Annotated in this window: 18 protein-coding genes; 9 read left to right on the top strand and 9 right to left on the bottom strand. The window is 58.6% G+C overall.

Translation table 11 applies throughout. From position 1 onward, the window contains the following. Window positions 1–118 precede the first annotated feature (118 nt). The 3 genes from IEX91_RS15595 to IEX91_RS15585 all read left to right on the top strand — a co-directional run bounded on the left by IEX91_RS15595 (window position 119) and on the right by IEX91_RS15585 (window position 3,431). A complete protein-coding gene (locus tag IEX91_RS15595; protein WP_188880131.1) occupies window positions 119–1,339 on the top strand; it encodes a Cdc6/Cdc18 family protein in 1,221 nt (406 codons plus the stop codon). Window positions 1,340–2,397: 1,058 nt separating this feature from the next. Beyond that, window positions 2,398–2,889, top strand: coding sequence for a hypothetical protein (locus IEX91_RS15590; RefSeq protein WP_188880130.1), 492 nt, complete (start codon window positions 2,398–2,400; stop codon window positions 2,887–2,889). Next, window positions 2,886–3,431 (top strand): relaxase/mobilization nuclease domain-containing protein, encoded by a 546-nt coding sequence (locus IEX91_RS15585; RefSeq protein ID WP_188880129.1) that lies wholly within the window; start codon window positions 2,886–2,888, stop codon window positions 3,429–3,431. The genes IEX91_RS15590 and IEX91_RS15585 overlap by 4 nt, the downstream gene beginning before the upstream one ends. A 573-nt stretch (window positions 3,432–4,004) precedes the next feature. Here IEX91_RS15585 and IEX91_RS15580 read toward each other — a convergent pair. The 3 genes from IEX91_RS15580 to IEX91_RS16560 form a co-directional block, all read right to left on the bottom strand. Then, window positions 4,005–4,253 (bottom strand): hypothetical protein, encoded by a 249-nt coding sequence (locus IEX91_RS15580; RefSeq protein ID WP_188880128.1) that lies wholly within the window; start codon window positions 4,251–4,253, stop codon window positions 4,005–4,007. 258 nt (window positions 4,254–4,511) lie between these two features. Continuing rightward, window positions 4,512–4,727 (bottom strand): tyrosine-type recombinase/integrase, encoded by a 216-nt coding sequence (locus tag IEX91_RS16565; protein WP_268238713.1) that lies wholly within the window; start codon window positions 4,725–4,727, stop codon window positions 4,512–4,514. A gap of 7 nt (window positions 4,728–4,734) precedes the next feature. Further along, on the bottom strand, window positions 4,735–5,130 hold the full coding sequence (locus IEX91_RS16560) for a tyrosine-type recombinase/integrase (RefSeq protein ID WP_268238712.1): 396 nt from the start codon (window positions 5,128–5,130) through the stop codon (window positions 4,735–4,737). A 397-nt stretch (window positions 5,131–5,527) separates the two neighbouring features. Here IEX91_RS16560 and IEX91_RS15570 point away from each other — a divergent pair, with 397 nt between their 5' ends. Further along, a complete protein-coding gene (locus tag IEX91_RS15570; protein ID WP_188880127.1) occupies window positions 5,528–5,851 on the top strand; it encodes a hypothetical protein in 324 nt (107 codons plus the stop codon). Window positions 5,852–6,161: 310 nt separating this feature from the next. Here the strand turns inward: IEX91_RS15570 and IEX91_RS15565 are convergent, their stop codons facing one another. After that, entirely contained in the window at window positions 6,162–6,389 is a 228-nt protein-coding gene (locus IEX91_RS15565) for a hypothetical protein (protein ID WP_188880125.1), read from the bottom strand. 141 nt (window positions 6,390–6,530) lie between these two features. Continuing rightward, the gene (locus IEX91_RS15560) at window positions 6,531–6,896 is read right to left on the bottom strand and encodes a hypothetical protein (RefSeq protein WP_188880124.1); all 366 of its coding nucleotides are present in this window, start codon (window positions 6,894–6,896) and stop codon (window positions 6,531–6,533) included. Window positions 6,897–6,952: 56 nt separating this feature from the next. Between IEX91_RS15560 and IEX91_RS15555 the strand changes: the two genes are divergently transcribed. After that, complete coding sequence (locus IEX91_RS15555) at window positions 6,953–7,462, top strand: hypothetical protein (RefSeq protein ID WP_229772964.1); 510 nt, start codon at window positions 6,953–6,955, stop codon at window positions 7,460–7,462. Window positions 7,463–7,630: 168 nt separating this feature from the next. Here the strand turns inward: IEX91_RS15555 and IEX91_RS15550 are convergent, their stop codons facing one another. Then, complete coding sequence (locus tag IEX91_RS15550; RefSeq protein WP_229772963.1) at window positions 7,631–8,578, bottom strand: site-specific integrase; 948 nt, start codon at window positions 8,576–8,578, stop codon at window positions 7,631–7,633. A gap of 119 nt (window positions 8,579–8,697) precedes the next feature. Between IEX91_RS15550 and IEX91_RS15545 the strand changes: the two genes are divergently transcribed. Further along, window positions 8,698–8,880, top strand: a complete 183-nt coding sequence (locus IEX91_RS15545) for a hypothetical protein (RefSeq protein ID WP_188880123.1) — start codon at window positions 8,698–8,700, stop codon at window positions 8,878–8,880. A gap of 623 nt (window positions 8,881–9,503) precedes the next feature. On the opposite strand, the gene IEX91_RS15540 is transcribed toward IEX91_RS15545, so the two are convergent. Then, the gene (locus IEX91_RS15540) at window positions 9,504–10,184 is read right to left on the bottom strand and encodes an IS6 family transposase (RefSeq protein WP_188880133.1); all 681 of its coding nucleotides are present in this window, start codon (window positions 10,182–10,184) and stop codon (window positions 9,504–9,506) included. Window positions 10,185–10,472: 288 nt separating this feature from the next. Here IEX91_RS15540 and IEX91_RS15535 point away from each other — a divergent pair, with 288 nt between their 5' ends. Then, window positions 10,473–11,006 carry a hypothetical protein gene (locus tag IEX91_RS15535; RefSeq protein WP_188880122.1) on the top strand — a complete coding sequence of 178 codons (534 nt, stop codon included), beginning with the start codon at window positions 10,473–10,475 and terminating at the stop codon, window positions 11,004–11,006. A 620-nt stretch (window positions 11,007–11,626) separates the two neighbouring features. Here the strand turns inward: IEX91_RS15535 and IEX91_RS15530 are convergent. Further along, on the bottom strand, window positions 11,627–12,310 hold the full coding sequence (locus IEX91_RS15530; protein ID WP_188880121.1) for a hypothetical protein: 684 nt from the start codon (window positions 12,308–12,310) through the stop codon (window positions 11,627–11,629). A gap of 102 nt (window positions 12,311–12,412) precedes the next feature. Between IEX91_RS15530 and IEX91_RS15525 the strand changes: the two genes are divergently transcribed. Next, window positions 12,413–14,137, top strand: coding sequence for a type IV secretory system conjugative DNA transfer family protein (locus IEX91_RS15525; protein WP_188880120.1), 1,725 nt, complete (start codon window positions 12,413–12,415; stop codon window positions 14,135–14,137). A gap of 22 nt (window positions 14,138–14,159) precedes the next feature. On the opposite strand, the gene IEX91_RS15520 is transcribed toward IEX91_RS15525, so the two are convergent. Further along, window positions 14,160–14,303: a hypothetical protein gene (locus tag IEX91_RS15520; RefSeq protein WP_188880119.1), complete on the bottom strand. Its 144-nt coding sequence runs from the start codon at window positions 14,301–14,303 to the stop codon at window positions 14,160–14,162. Between the two features lie 940 nt (window positions 14,304–15,243). Here IEX91_RS15520 and IEX91_RS15515 point away from each other — a divergent pair. Next, entirely contained in the window at window positions 15,244–16,497 is a 1,254-nt protein-coding gene (locus IEX91_RS15515) for an RNA-guided endonuclease InsQ/TnpB family protein (RefSeq protein WP_188880118.1), read from the top strand. Window positions 16,498–16,624 lie beyond the last annotated feature (127 nt).

Below are 16,624 nucleotides of genomic sequence, written 5' to 3'. Positions count from 1 at the left end.
GCTGTGGATATTCGGGTAGCCTACGGAAACTCACCCCCCACCTACGGAACCTGCGGAAACGGTGGTCGAAGGTTTTTTGTGGTGTTCGCTGGTTGAGGTAACCACGCCAACCCCCGCTATGACATCAGCCTTTGATGATTTGTCAGAGAGCGCGATTTTCGAGAATCGAGACGCGCTCGCTGACGAATACATACCCTCAGAAATTGTCGGGCGCGACGAAAAGAAAGAGGAGTATATGAATGCCCTCCTACCCGTCTACAAAGGAGAAAGTCCAGATAACATCTTCCTCTACGGGCAGAACGGCGTCGGGAAGACCGCTGTCACACACTGGGTACTCAACCAGCTTGAGGCGTCGGAGAACCTACAGACTGAGCTTGCAGTCCTTCCAATCAACTGTGAAGGGGTGAATACGTCGTATCAGTTGACGATAGAACTCGCAAATCAATTGATCCCAAATTCGGAGAACTATCTCCCCTCAACGGGCCATCCCGAGAGTAAGGTCTATTCCGTTTTCTTCAACCAGCTCGACAAGATTGGGGGAACCGCTCTCATCGTCCTCGACGAAATCGACCACGTGGCGAACATCGACACGTTCCTGTACAAAGCGACGCGCGCCGCGAGCTATGGTGATCTTACGGAGACAAAGCTCGGTCTCATCGGAATTAGCACCGATACTGCCTTCGGTGAAAATCTATCATCAGATGTCCGGTCTTCCCTTCGCGAGCGCGTCATTGAGTTCCCGCCGTACGATGCCAGCCAGCTTGAGCAGGTGCTCCGCCAACGCGTCGATACCGCCTTCTACGAAGATGTGGTGACCAACGCAGCAATCACCTATGCAGCAGCTCTGGGGTCAAAGAACAGTGGCGACGCACGGATGGTCCTCGACTTAATTCGGATCGCTGGTGACTACGCTCGCGAGCGAGGAAAGGACCACGTCACAGACGATCTCGTTGAGGAAGCAATGGACGAATATGAGATAGAACGGTCGATGTCAGTGTTGGCTGATCTGCCGGAAAATATCAAGATCGTCGCATATGCACTCGCGGTTCTCGAAGAGCGAGAGGATGAAGAAGTCACATCATCAATTCTCTATGATCTCTATAGTGATTTTGCACAGATGGTTGGGCATGATCCTGTCTCGGAACGCCGAGCACGGGACTACTATGGCCGGCTTGATGAGTTAAACATCATCGAATCCCAAGTGAAACACGATTCCTCAGGAGGTCAGTACAAGTCTCACTCGCTGAACCATCCCACCTCTGAAGTCCTCACAGCACTCGCCGATACCATCGATACAATTGGAGTTCATAAGAACGTTCAGCACTTGGTTGAGGAGTAAGATCGGCACGGTCAATACGACTGTTTCGAGAAGCGGGGAAGAACCTGACTGGACACACCACCGTTTCCGGAGGCTCCGTAGGACACACCACTATTTCCGCAGGTTCCGTACGGGGGACCATCGTTTCCGCAGGTGTTCTGCAAAACACGGTGAAATCGCAAGACGGAGTAGAGATTGCAGTTGATCCGACACACACCCTCCATCGTTTCCGCAGGTTCACGGGAAGAGTGGCCGGGGAGGCCAAGATCACTATTTACTAGGGGAAAGGTTTATGTTATATTGAGATTAACCAAACCCGTACTGCAGTCTACTAATTATTCTAGTGGTGGGAGTTTGGGTTGTAAAATGCGACCTCCTAGTCCTTTTGCTCGAACCTGCGGAAACAGTGGAGGGTGTGTGTGGTCGTTCCGCTAAATCGGCTACTGTACTGCGATTCTCCGGCTAATCTCTACTAGCCTCCGGAAACAGTGCCCCGACCTCTGGAACCTGCGGAAATGGTGGTGTGGGTTCCGGAACCTATGGAAATGATGGGGTGGCCTGCGGAACCTCCGGAAACGCCGGTCCGCCACCTCTCTATAATCTCTTAGATGAGCACATCTGGTGATCTTAACCAACATAATTTCCCATTCACCGCAAAGCGTTGGTTAAGATAATCGTCTCGGGTCGATCATGGCTAGCAAGACAAGGAGATCTACGAGTGCGCATCGAACCGCTATCGCATCACGAGTGCCCCCGTCGCTCCGCTTGGGGGCGTGCGCTCGGCTCCGTCAGTCGGGACCCGTATGAGGGCCCCATCCTTCGGTCGCCTCGCTTGTGGTGGTTGTTAAGCCTCTGAACCAATGTGATTCGTTGCGACGATAGTATGCAGACTCCGCAACTCGTAGCTTATAATATACTAGCCATTCACGAACCATTGAGAACGGCTTGCGGGTCTGAAAACGGCTGACAATAACGGTGTAACCGCCCTCCGATGATAGTAACTTCAAGCACGGGACGGGACTGGAAAGACAGTATTCTGTCTCCCAAAACAGATACCTGTGAAACCGAGGGAGAGTCACATGGCGCGTGATCAAGAAATAACGTTCTATAGCGACGAGCAGACCTTGCGCGAACTGGACGAGCTGGCGGATGAGCAGGACACGACCCGCTCAACTCTTGTGTTTGAACTCGTTCGCGAGGGACTTCGTCGAGAACGTGAGGGCGCGGTCTCTGCTGAAACGCGGGCAGCTGAACGGCTACAAGACCTCCTCGATGACGGCCTCACCGATATGGAAGACACTGCACGACAGATGCAGGATCTGAACGCGAAGACTGGGGTCTATGCTGTTGCTGCGTTTGAACTCATAAAACAGCAACACGGAGAGGCCGCTATCCGAGAGGCTCTGCAAACCGGTGCGCGACGACTCCGTGAGGAGGACGTCGACGATCTCGCTAGCGGCGAGAGTGATGGTCAGGGCGAAACAGCCGACCAGGGCGCAACTGCTGAAGATGACGCCGACCAGGACAGCGGTGGCCTCGATTTCGAAGCACTGCGTGAGGGCAACCAATGACAACGGTCATTGACTCTGATTTTGAGCGCCGAGATACAGGGGCGCTGATGCGCTATATCGAGCACGAGGAAGAGAATCTGCGCGACCGAACGGGCCAGGAAATGGACGCGAGCGAGCAGCAACATCTGCTCGACCGTTCCGAGGAGCACGGAATGAGTCGTCATCTCATCATCTCGCCCGAGAATGCGGAACAGCTCGATAACGAGGAAATCGGGCGTGCGACCCGGAAAACCATCCGTGAAACCATCGGTAGTCACGAGGGCGTTGACTGGGCGTATGCAGTCCATCGTGATGGTGGTGACCGTCCGCACGCGCACGTGGTCGCGACGGGGCGCGCTGACCAGCCTGGCGACCCACTCTGGATTGACCGGGATGATCTCGACCAGATCCGTGACCGAGCGCACGAGCATTCCATCGAACAGGAGCAGGGCGTTGAGTATGCCCTCGACCAGGCCCTTGACGAGTCACTGAACCAAGAGCAGGCACAGGAGCAGATTAGCCAAGAGCTGGACCAGGGCCGCGATCAGGGACCCAGCCGATGAGTCCGCAGAGACGTTTCCAGTACTACGTTCGTCCGTCGTGGTTCGTTGTTAGGTAGGTTCTGTTGCTCCTCGTCTGGCTCTTCCACACTACGGACTCCGGGGCTCCCAGTCGTCCCTCTCTCGATCTGGAGGCTGGCATTTCTTCGAGTCCGTTCTTCTTCTATCGATATTGATGACCCACCACAACTAACGCTCTCGTCGGAGCAACTCTGTAGTAAACATGTCCTGCGAAATCATTCGTGTCGGGTATCGCTGACGTGGTGCCCTTGCCATCTTCGACTCCGCAGCATCACCAATCTCCTACGGATGAGCGGGGGTCGTTTCTCCAGATGGGTCCTGCGACACGAGAGGGGGCCTTAAACATCAATTCCCAAACCACCGTACCGTATATCCATACCAGCGCACCTATAACCCTACGCTGTCTGGCGTTTTCTTAGAAAGTGCTAGCAGGGTTTTAGCCTGCCACGCGGTGCGACACACCGGTTCTCCCGTCGGGTATCGCCTCTACCCGGCCACGCGGTGCGACACACCGGTTCTCCCGTCGGGTATCGCCTCTACCCGGCGATGTCCCCGTCAGAACAGACTGCCTTGGTGTGAATCGTCGGGATCGTCACGCTCGGGAGTGTCGTCAAGTGCGGGGACGTCGTCGGTGAACCCGAGCGCCTTGTAGCCACGTTGCACCGTGCCGTCGACGCGTCTCGACGTCGCGTTCCGTCCGAATCCAACTATGGAGAATCCGTGGTTCTCCCCGGCGGCTGCAGCCTGCATATTGCCCGTTCCTGTGGATGATTTCGGCGATATACAGCCGTCTTTCACGGCCACAGAAGCACGGAGAATCCCCGTCGCGCAGATTTAAGCGGAGAACGAACTGCACGACGAGATTCGGGTTTCGGTGGGTGAAACAGAATCTGCGCGACGAGGGGGTGAAACCCCAGAGATTCGGCGTGTTCTACTCGTCGGGGGTGATTGAGACGGACGGACGCTCGAACTCGACCGAGGCGTTCTCCGAGAAATATAGGAGAGGAAGCTTAACCAACACTGAGGGAGCCCCAGGATGTGAGTGTAGGTTAAGACCACAGACTACCGCGGGACGAGGTGTGAGTAGATCGCATCTGTCGTGCGGAGCGTCGAGTGTCGGAGGCGGAGTTGGACATCCTCGAGGCGGCCGCCTTCGACCTGCACGATTCGGTAGGCCACTGAGTGCCGGAGAGTATGTGGGGTGACGTCCTCGGGGTCGCCGGTTCCACCGGTGGCGAGCTGGGGCTCGACGCCGGCCTCGACGGCGATGGCCTTCACCGCACGCTCAAGCGAACGTGTCGTGGAGTCGTGGGCTGCTTCGTGCAGGGAAGACGGCGTCGACGTCCTTCCAGCGGTCGCGAAGGTATCGGCGGAGCAGGCGGACGGTCTCACGCTCGAGCGAGAGGGTTGCCGGTGGTGGCGAGCCCTTCTGCAGGTCGCTGGGGAGATAGACCGTGCCGACGTCGAGGTCGAGATAGTCGACGTCGAGCCCGACGAGTTCGACAGCACGGAGGCCTGTATCGTAGGCGAGCGCGATGATGACCTCGTTCCGATCCTGTAGATATGTGGGGAATCGCTCGGACAGACACACGTCGCGCATCGCCTCGACCTGCTCGGGCTTCAACCACGAGGTTGCGCGGCCGTGAACGTCGGGATTCCTCGACTCATCTCTCGGCGGCACTACTCTCCCTCTCACACCCCCACCATGAAGAACCTGAACGTCGCAGTTTACTCGGAACTCCGACGTTCGTCTGACAGTATCACATACCAGTCGGGGAGTGCGGACGCCATCCCTGACCACAAGCCGAACTCACCTCCAAGAACAGCAGCACGATACTGGCGTCGAGCACAGAGTCACACCGACCACCAAGGGCACCGATCATCCCCGGCGAGGGATCGACCCATGACAGGTGGGGGTGTCATGGCCTGTTCGTCAGAGAGCGACCTGTGTCTCCATGGCCAGTACTTCACCGGCAGGTAGTCATCAAGGATAGCAGAGGCAGCGCCCGCAGTTCGGTTCTGGAAATTAAGAAGATGGCGACCCTACAGTCTGTATGGAACCCCGCCGACGGTATAAGATGCCCTCCCAAGAGGAGATCGAGCAAGCGGTCTATCGCTTCACCCCAGCTGGGACGTCGGAGGTTGCAGAGAACATCGGCCTCTCTCGGCAGTGTACCGCGTACCACCTGCACGCACTCGAACGAAGAGAGAAAATCTGGAAGAAGAAGGTCGGGCCAACGAACGTGTGGATGCACCCCCGCGTTATGTCCGACCCTGATCCTGAGCGCAACACCAGCGCCGAGGACGTCCGCGATCGAATCCACGGCGACATCTACCGTACTGTGAACGACCAGCCGCTCGGGTCAATGCCGAACTTCCTGCCCAATAGTGGGCAAGGATGACACTTGCGCCGTAGCAAAACCATTTGCCACGTCCTACCAGAGCCTCTACCACCGATATTTGCGTGTTAGTCAACGAATTCGGCACGACCGGAAGACCCTGCCCCCAACGCCCACCTGAAGAAGCTAAATCAGGAGTGTCAGATGCTCCTACGGTCGAAGAGTCATACTGGCGGGAGGTGGTTGGAAAGCAGCGTATGTAAGTCGAAATACCGGGTAGGCGGCGTATTGAGCCAGGATCTGGCACTTTGCTCCGTGAAAAACGTTTCGTGAAACGCATGTCCCACGGCGAGAAAACCCGAAGCCGGTGGGGTTAGCGAGGGGCGACGTGGTCGGCGTGCAGCCATACCTTCGTCGGGCCGATTTTCGTTGACCACACTGGTGGGGTCGCGTGGCGGCCCTCAATCTGCCGCAGGCGGTTGTCGGCTGCCTGCCGGCTCAGGGCGACGTGTTCGGCGACCTCCGATGTCCCCGCAGGGGTGTGTTCCTTCACGGCCTCTATAAGCTCCTCGTCAGTCACCCCACCCTTCGACGCGGCCATGTCTGGGCTTCTCACGGCTCTGCCTTAGATTCTCTCCTAGGCGCCGGCGGCGTCCTAGGGCTCGGTCTTAACCAACATTCCCGGGGGGAAGTGGAGGTTAAGGTTGGCAGGGTGTGCGGGGCGATTGGCTCGCCTACTCTCCTACTCACGGTTCAGAAGTGGATCGCCAGGCTCGATGCCGTAATGGTCATTCAGCGGCCCGAAGTAGGCCTTCTGCTCCCATTCCTTTCGTGCTTGTTCCAGCTCCTCGACGAGGCCCTCGTACGTCTCCTCGTGCATTCCCTTCGGTCGGTCGGGGATTCCGGCGCTGATGCTGTTCGGGTGTGCTGGGCCAGCCCCCAGCTTCTCTCGGATCCGGTTGTACCGCATGCGGAGCGTTCGGTCGGTGTTACCCGACGCTCTCGAGGACGTGTAGGCGACGTCGTGGCAGTCTCGACAGCAGACTTCCTCGCCGTTGGAGGGAGGTAGAGCGTCCCGACACGGTCGTAGCAGTGCGGGCACCGCCACCAGGGCCGCGTCCCACCGAAGTTGCACTCGGTTCGGGTGACTCGGATGGTGTAGTCGTGTTCGACTGTCTCGCCGTCGCGGGTGGTGGTGTACTTCAGCCGGATCTCCTCCGGCTCCTCGTCGAAGATGGCGAAGGCGATCTCGACGTCGCCCCACGAGGCGGTGCCGCTGCTCTCTCCGTCGGTATTGAGGGCGTCGGCGAATTCATTGACGTCGCGCCAGTCCGGACCGGTCCTTTCGAGGCGGGACAGGCCGCCCAGCTACGCCGCGACCTGGAGACGATCCGCGCCGAGCAGGACGTCGACATCAAGCTCGTGATGGTTCTCCTGAACGAGGTCGACGAACGCACCACCGCCGGGAAGACGTACCTTGAGGAGTTCCAGGACGAGTACCCTGAGGCTCTGGCGCCGACGCAGATCCCGAGCTCGCAGGACGTCCAGAACGCCCAGATGCGTGGTGGGACGCTCTTCACGCTCGCCCAGCCGTCGACGACCGCGCAGCGTGCGATCGACGCCTACGAAACGAACGCCGAGGCGCTCGTCGAACGCCTGGAGGCCCGCCGATGACCGACGACGAACTCGAGGAGCTCCGACGGCAGACGGACGTCGGTACTCGTGCCCAGTCCCAGCCGTCGAGTAACGACGGGGACGAACTGGAGGACGCGATGGTCACGCTCCTAGACGCTATCGAGGATGGCGAGCTCTCGAAGACGCTCTCCGTGCGGGACGCTCGCCTCACCGCGCTCGTCCGTGCGCTCGAGGAGACTGGCGAGCTTGACGACGTCGGCGTCGCGTTCCAGGAGGCACTCGGTCGTGACGCGAACCCGGAAAGCGTGGATCGGAGCGAGCTCCTCCGCCTATCGGTTCGCCTCGGCCTTCGCCAGCAGGGCCGTGAGACCCGGTAGAGTGTGTTCCGCACCGTGGTCGGGTGATGCGCCCGTGTTCCGTCGTCACGAGCGGCGCACGGTCGTACTCGTCCGTCTTCGGGACGCGGTGGCCGTCGATGTAGCCTTGGAGAACCGCCGCGACGAACTCCGAGATGGTGTTCCAGCGTTCACCCTTCTCGTCGTTCTTCAGCGGAGTTCCCTCAGCGGGCCGGTGGACGAAGTGGACGGCGAGGCCGTCCGCGTTCGGGCGGCTCGCGTCGAGGTCCAGGTCTTCGAGGTCGAGCGCACGCAGGGCCGCCGTTCGGCAACCTGTGTGCCACAGCAGTAGGACGACAACGTGGGTCCGGGTGGTGTAGTGGTACTTTTCGAGGTAGTCGAGGATGGCGTGGGCGCGCTCCGGGTCGAGCGTCGTCTTACTCACGTCCTCGCCGCGGCTCACTGCGGACAGCGGGACCTGCTCGAACAGTTCTTCAGATACGGCATTGATGTTTCCGCAGAACCGGAGGAACGCGCGCAGGGTTGCGAGGTTCCCCTTCAGCGTCACCGTCCGCAGTTCCTCGGGTTCCTCGTCGTCGTCGGCACCGTAGTTGCCTTCGCGGCGCCAGACGCGGTACGCGTACAGGCCGCGGCCGTCGAGGTCGTTCAGGTTCTCGATGCCCTCCTCTTCGCACCACGCGATGAACGCACGGATGCGGTACTTCTGACCGTCCAGCGTCTCCTTCGACAGCTCGTCACGGCGGCCGTCCTTGTAGAGGCGCCACGCCTCTTCCGGGGACAGCGGTTGCAGGTCGCTCACCGGGGTAGTACCTCGTCGCCGATCTCGAACGCGAGGAACTCAGTCCGCCAGACTGGATTACAGATTTGGACCGCGAAATCTGCAAACTGCTGGCTAAGGGTCTCATCCTCACACCTTCCGTGATTGATAAGAACATCGACAGACCAAGGAGTTCCATCTCAAACCGCCTGAATACACTAGAAGTAGGGGAACTGGTTGAGAAAGTCGAAAGAGGGCACTACAAGCTTACTGAGGAAGGATACGCCAGAATGCTGGAAACGGTCGAAGTAGAGAGGTTCGAAGAATCAGACGAGAAAGATTAGTACTCAACAAAAGTTCTATCTCCGGAAGAAGCTGAAAAGCACAGCGACGAGTAGCGGTCACGTTCGACCTCCGGGCACTCGGTCGCCGCCGTCGTATCGGGAACTCACTCGGCGGACACTCACGGCTGAACTGTCAGCAATAGACCAAAGGTACAATATAATCGGTGTATTTAGTTCCTCTGTATATAATGAAGAGAAGAAAACTCTTGGCAGCTATGACAGGAATCAGTACAACGGCTATCGCAGGGTGTAGCAGTCAAAATCCAATCTCTCCGGGGTCAATAAAGATCAAAAATAATCATAAATCGTCTCGTACTTTGCTTATTAAGACACTCTCATCTCCAAACGAAGGTCGAACTCAAGAATACCGGCATAATACAAGCATCCGAATCCCTGAACGCGGGACAGAAACAATCAGTGAGTTCTATACCGATAATGGACGATATCGAATTCAAGCTGGTCTATTAACTGGCCCAAGTATAGAATTTAATTGGACGCATACTGAGCAGAGAGAACCGAATTATATTGTATTCACCATCACTCCGAGCGGTCGGCTTAAGTGGTTTTCAGATCAGATAGAATAAAGCCTAGTATATTATTAATAAGTTTGGTGAGGGCACTGTCTAGTTTAGCACCTCCTCGACCGGCGTTCTTCCATCGAGCGATTGATGCGGTCTCTGATGGTTGTAGTAATGCGCAAATTGTTCAAGCCATTCGCGTGCACTCGACCGACTGCCGACCCACGAGTTATGGAAACGGTCGATGCGCATTTTGAGGGTGTGGAACCACTTTTCGATGAGGTTCCGGTCGGTATAGTCCACCCGACCGTTCAACCCTAATCGATGAAAGGCAGTCCGATAGCCGAATTGATCGACGAGAAACACCGTGTTGGAGAGATCGTGTTTCTCGCGGAGTCCATGCAAGAACGCAGCCGCCGGATCGGTGCCATGCCGTCCAAACAACTCGACGTCGAGAATTAACTTCGTGTCGAGGTCAATTGCAGCGTACAACCAAGACCACTCTCCGTTGATTTTGATAGCGGTTTCGTCAACTGCGACCCTTGACGGCTTCGCCGTCGGCGGGTCGCCAACGCTATCAGATACTCGATGTACCCACTGAAAGATCGCTTGATGCGAGCGTTCTACACCGAATAGCCGAAGAATCTCCTTTGTCTCCCTGAGCGAACAACCGGTCGCGTGGAGGCGGACGGCGAACGCCCTGACGGGCGTCGCCGTCCGCTCACGCTCCCAACATTCAAGATTCGCCGTCTCCAACGTCTCTCTGAGCAGTTCTTGGTTGAGCATAGACACCAAAACCAACGAACTGCTCGCTTCTCAAACTGGCTTAACTAGACAGTGCCCCAGAAGGCATATACTATAATAGATGCAGATGCACACTATATGCCCTCCCGACGTGCGGTCCTTACGAGCGTAAGCGCAATTACCCTCGGCAGCTTCGCCGGCTGCAACGGACTGAGAGAAACCGGGAATTCAACGCCAAGCACCTCGAACGGGACAAACATGACGGGTGAGACGTCCTCGAATGATGAAGCCTCGCTTTCACCAGACATAGCGTCGTTCGAGGCAGATCTCGTGCGCAACGTCACAGCCGACCACCCGTCCCGATTCACGGCGACGCTGACGAACGACGGACGCGATCCGTTCACGGCCACATTCGGGTTCGCGCCGCCGTTCTCGGTGACGACGCTCGACGCCACCGAGGGCGACGCGTCGCTGTTCTGTTATCCGGTGAGTGACGACGCGCGCCAGCACGTCCAAAGAGTCGCCATCGGGAACGGCACGGCGAGCGACCTCCCGCCCGAGAGCCGCGCCGACGAGTGTTGGCGCGTCACCGGGAGTTACTCGACGGACTCCATCGCATACGCGCGGACGCTCGATGCCGGTGAGTCGCTGCGCGTCGCGTACGACGTCTACACGTACGGTGACGGGTCGTGCTTCCCGGATGGCGACTACCGCGCGACGACCGGTGTGTCGGTGCACCCGGGGACGAGTGCGGACGGTGCGACGACATCGTGGAGCTACGGTGTGACGCTCGCGCTCCGCGACGGGTCGGTGTCGAGTGTCGCGGGGAGCGACGTGCGCGCGGTCGCGCTCACGGACGAGTGACCGCGGGCGGTATTCCCGCCGGTGACGGAAAGAGTGGAGCTCTAGACCTGCCACGCGGTGAGAACCACCGAATTTACGTCGCGCATAGCTCAGCCCAACCCCTCCTCACTCTTCTCGGAAGCGTCTACCCAGTCCATCATCTCGTGTAACAAGGCCAGCTACCTCTCGCTTCAGTCACCGACGGGTCGATGCATCGCTATCTGTCGTCGACGACTCACGGATTTGCATTCTCGGGCCAGTTACTCAAGCGGGACTCACAACAAACGAGTGCCGGGTATTCGCAGTGACGGCACCTACTCCTCAGTCGTCACACCCGGTGCCTTGGTGCGAGCGGGATACAGTGGAAGGCGCAATGTCCGCGGCCGCGCGAGCGAGTAGGGCGACAGCGGACGTCGCGTTTGGCGACACGCACACACCGCGGTTCCTGAGTCCCTCGCGCTGCTTCAGCTGGCTGGCGCGGCACCATCGTGGGGCTCGCTGAGCGGCCAACAGTAACAGGCACGCTCTCGACCGGCGTTTCGACGACGTCCACACAGCCAGTGATTAACCAACAGACACGCAGTATGACGCGTCAGTGTTGGTTAATACCATCTCCTTCTACTTGTGAGTACAGTACCGGATTACTCACTCTGAGCTTCGGTGGTCAGGGATGACACGACGAGTTTGAGAAAAACCAAGACAGCGATAGTGAGGAGTCCGCCGGTTGAGAGGCTATAGAGCGGCGTGCGGACGAACGGTAATGTCGCTGTCGTTGCCCACATCATTACTGCGAATCCTATAATCGCGAGTAGACGGCCTGCTACCCCGATGCTCTTGAACCATGTTCCGATTTGTTGCCCAACATCTGAGGCTGCGCCGGGGCCAGCCGCCAGCCCAAACATTGCAGAGCCGATCATGAACCAAAACCACGCGATTTCGTTGTCACCTGCGAAGTTGACGAGTGCTTCCGCTCCGATCAATACCGCTAGCGCGATCTCCCACCAGCTTGGTTTCGTTCTGAGTGACCAGGTAGACGTGATGTGGGATGTCATCTGGATGCTGTACAGTTCTCTCGATGAAATAATTCCCGGTGGTAGAACTATAGCGAAGAAGGCGGGAAAGATACCTCTCTCCCGTCGGATTTTGATGCTGCGGATGCTGAGGAACGTCTGTGCGAGAATTGGCGACACTTCGCCGACACGTACTATCAAGCGCACGGCGGCTAGCGGTGAATGACGGTAGAACTCCTTGATTAGGTCGTAGATACCGCCGGACCTCCTAGGCGCGTCGGCGTTCGGCTCGACGCCAGCACCCGTGTACTGCACATCGAACCAGGATGTGAGCAGTTCAATATTATTCGTATCCCAGATAGATGAAGAAGACACTTCCACATTCAGTAGTCAACGGCACAATTGGAGAGTGAATTCGTGAGCGCACGCACTGATTCCGAGTCTCAAACAGAGGACTATCGGCAAGAGGACGAGGAAGAGATCTTCTTCAAGATCGCGGCGGTGATGGCGGCCACACTGCTGGTTCCCTGGGTGTACGCCATTCTCGAGCGCGTGAATTTCTACGACGTCAAGTTTGAGGGACTGCATCGTAGCCGCGCACTCTGGCTCGTCCCGCTGTTCTATCTGGTTGGGGCGGTCGGCACTGTCCTGCTCTTTCCCGCACACCTCAAACTGTTCTGGGCGTTCCATGTCCTCCTGCTCGTACAGCTGGCCGAACTCATCCTCCATCAGGCGGGGTATCTGACCGGGCTAGCCCTCCCGCTCGTCGAGCAGTTCACGCTACTCCGCGTCGGCGGCTTCATCGTCATACTCGGCGCTACAGTATATACTGGCCAGCGACTGCGTACCTGGGACACGGAACGCGAACTCCGACGAATCATCACCGACGGGAACTACGTCCTACCATTTCGGGGCCTCTCTGCGGCAAGCGACCACCTGAATCTCTCGCGGTTTTTCCCACTGCAGAAGGACCGTTCGATCCTCGTGCTCGGGGAGACTGGTGCGGGGAAGACGGAGACGATCAAACATCTCTCCCATCAGATGCAGGCCGGAGCCGACGATCCGTTTGTCGTCTTCGACTACAAAGGCGAATATCAGGACATCCTCGAACGCGACCACAACCACGAGGACCTAATCTACCTCTCGTCGACGGGCGCAACCGACCACTGGAATATCTTCGCTGAAATCGAACGCGAGGCCGACATCGACGAAATCGGCCGCGCACTGTTCCCTAAAACGGAGGGCTCGGAGTTCTTCAGCCCTGCTGCACGCCAGTTGTTCGTTGCGGTCGTGACGTATCTCCACCGGGAAGCCCAAGCGAATGATACGACGCCGACGAACGCTGATCTCGTGGCATTCGTCCAGTCGACTGATAAACGAGAGATGCACGAGCAGCTCACCGACCATTCGGACCTCACTGCGGCGGCCTCGGCAATTGATCCGGATTCGGAACGGCAAGCGGCCGGTGTCTACGCCAACTTCCAGCAGATCATCGCTGACCTCTTCCGCGGCGATTTCGCCGAGGCAGGTGAGTTCTCGATTCGCGAGTACATGCAGGATCCACAGGGCCGGACGTTACTGTTGGACTTCCCGATTACAGAAGGGGATGCAGTGCAACCCGCATTCCGATTCTTCATCGACTGGGCAGCACGCTTTGCGCTTGCTGACGACCAAGATACGTATTTCGTCCTGGACGAGTTCGCACGCCTTCCTAGTCTCCGGAAGATCGGTGACCTGATCAACGCGGGACGGAGTCGGAACACCCAGCTCCTGCTTGGCGTCCAGTCGGTCGCCCAGCTCCACGACGCCTACGGGCAAGATCGCGCGAACGCGCTACTGAGCGGTCTCGTCCAGTCCGTAATCATGCGGGTTGGCGATACTGCGAGCGTTGAGTACGCCCGGTCGCAGATTGGCCGTGAGGAACAACGCCGCTCCGTTCCTGTGCATGATCGTGACGGCCGCTCCGTCGGACGCCAAGAACTCCAAGATGAAGCGCATCCGATCGCCGAAAGCGACCTCGAACGTCTCGACGATGGCGAGGCGATCGTCATCGTCCCCGACGGTTGGATGCGCGGTCTGATCGCTCGCTTTTCGACGATCCAGGCGCAGCTCGAGCGAGCGCTTGAACACGCCAAAGAGTGACGGCAGCAAGACGAGCGCGTCCCTACATTGGCTCCGGGAGTCCGACTGCACTGAACCGGACGTCGACGGCGCCACAGGCCGCGCAGTCGTCGATGAATGCACAGACCTGCAGTGAGGTCTCCATCTCCTGGACCGCCCCGCACACGCCGCATTCGTACGAGGCCATGAACTGGAACGCGGCGGCGTCCTCGTCGTTATACGCTGTACAGGCGCAATACCACGGCGTTCAGGCCGTGGATACGCGCCGTCACTCAGTGTCACGTTCCACCGTCAATAGCATAGCCGAGTTTCCAATCCTAATATTCAAATTTCAAGAACCGCTATATGTCGGTAAGGTCAGGTCGGAACGGAGCGGATTCCGAACGACCGTTGGAGGCGGTCTACCCGCCACTCAATGAGACAGTATCCGAAACACCGATGCGGTGAACGCGAATCCTCGAAAGGTTCGTCTCGTGCCCGTCGGTCGAGCAAGCCCGCTGATAACTCCGAGTCCGTTGAAGTGTCGGCGACTCCCTGCTGGCAAAAACAACAGATGGGAGTCTACGACGCCGAGGATAGGAGTAACGGCGGTTTGGCACCGCCAGTCAGCCACCGACCGCGACGACAGGGTTAGACGGGTTCCCACAAAGTGGCGGAGTCATGGTTGCGAACCTGAAACTCCCACCGCTCGGGATTCCTCCGCGTGAACGCGGAGGAGGATGTCAACGGGGTGGTTGCGGCTAGCTGTCGTAGTCGGCACCTGTTCGTGGTCGTTCGTCGATGTCGCTGACCGCTCTGCGGGAGTTGCATCTTCCTCCGCTGGGGGCTGCCACGCGTTATCTGGGAGGGCGTCGTAGACCTGTGACGGAGTCATATCCGTATCAGCTGAGCCACGTTCAGCCGGACTGTCAGCTATGTCCGTGTCGTGGTCGGATGGATCAGCGGTTTCACCTGAAGCGGTCAAGGCGGATGCCCCTTCCTCAACGAGCGCCGGGCTTCCGGCGTCCACGCCGGAAGCACAAGCGAGTAGGGAGGGGAGGAGCCGATAACTGCTACGGAAACCGCACGACAGTGGTAGGTCGACTCCCGAACGTATATAAGAACTCCGTCCGTATGTGAACACGCAGATGGAGGTCAAGCGCACCGTCCCCGTCAAACTCGACGTACCCGCCGAGCGGTGCGACGACCTCCACACCACCATTGAACAGTTCAACGACGCCGCCAACTACACGGTCGAGAACGGACGCAACGGCGACGGCTACCTCATTCTGAACAAGTCCACCATCCACGACAAGGTGTACTACGACCTTCGGGACCGGACGGACCTGCCGTCGAATCTCTGCATCCGCGCCTACTCGAAGGCCGTCGAGGCGATGAAGTCCACCGTCGCGGACTGGAAGAAGGGCAACAGCCGCCCGCTTCCGCGGTTCAGCGAACTCTCGGCGGTGTACGACAAGCGGACGTTGACCATCCGCGACCGGAGTGCGACACTCTCGACGGTCAACGGGCGGGTCGAAGTCGAGTACGTCCTCGGCGACTACCAGCGGTCGTACTTGGACGACGACGAGTACGAGCGTCGGATGGGGACGTTGCACTACCACGAGGACGAAGACGCCTTCTACCTCCACATCGTCGTGATGAAGGAGGTCGAAGAACGCGACGGCGACCGCGTGATGGGCGTCGATTTGAACCTCAAGAACGTCGCCGTGACCAGCACGGGTGCGTTCTTCGATGGTGGCGAACTATTGTGGGGCCAGAACCACTACTTCCGAGTCCGCCGGAGCCTCCAAGACAAAGGCACTCGTTCCGCCAAGCAGACACTCAGGCAAGTGTCGGGGCGAGAAACCCGCTTCGTCTTGGACCGTCTGCACACCATTTCTCGGCGACTCGTCGAAGAAGCGCGGTCCCACGACTGCTCGTACATCGCCGTCGAACGCTTGACGCACATCCGCGACCGGATGGACAACAGGGACGACCGAATCAAGCGCCAGATGCACACCTGGGCGTTCCGCGAGTTGCAGGAGATGGTCGCGTACAAGGCCGCCGAGTACGGCATCCGGGTCGAAGACGTGAACCCGGCGTTCTCGTCGCAAACCTGTTCAAAGTGCGGCCACCAGTCGAGTACGAACCGGGATTCGGACGGCTGGTTCGAGTGCAACGAGTGCGGGTACGAACTCGACGGCGACTACAACGCGGCGAAGAACATCGGCAAGCGACTGATAACTGTACCCGAGGGCAAACGTCCCTCGGGGTTGGGCGACGGTCAACTCGCCCTGAAGTCCGGGACACTGAACGGGACCGGGGACTACACCCCCGACGACCCATCCGGGTCGGCAGACCGGGAGTCCACGGACAAGCCCGGTCCTCAGACGCGAGCGTAAGCGAGCGTCAGGGCGGGGTAGTTGACTCATCTCGCGTCGGGTATGGCCGGTCGGAGACGAGTTCACTGGGGAAAATCTCGACGTCGACACGCCGATTTCGAGGTACTCGGTCTGGCCGTGGAGCGGG

It is taken from the genome of Halarchaeum nitratireducens (assembly GCF_014647155.1).
Classification (GTDB): domain Archaea; phylum Halobacteriota; class Halobacteria; order Halobacteriales; family Halobacteriaceae; genus Halarchaeum; species Halarchaeum nitratireducens.
The sequence above is the reverse complement of the archived record's forward strand: the minus strand, read 5'-3'. Positions and strand labels throughout refer to the sequence as shown.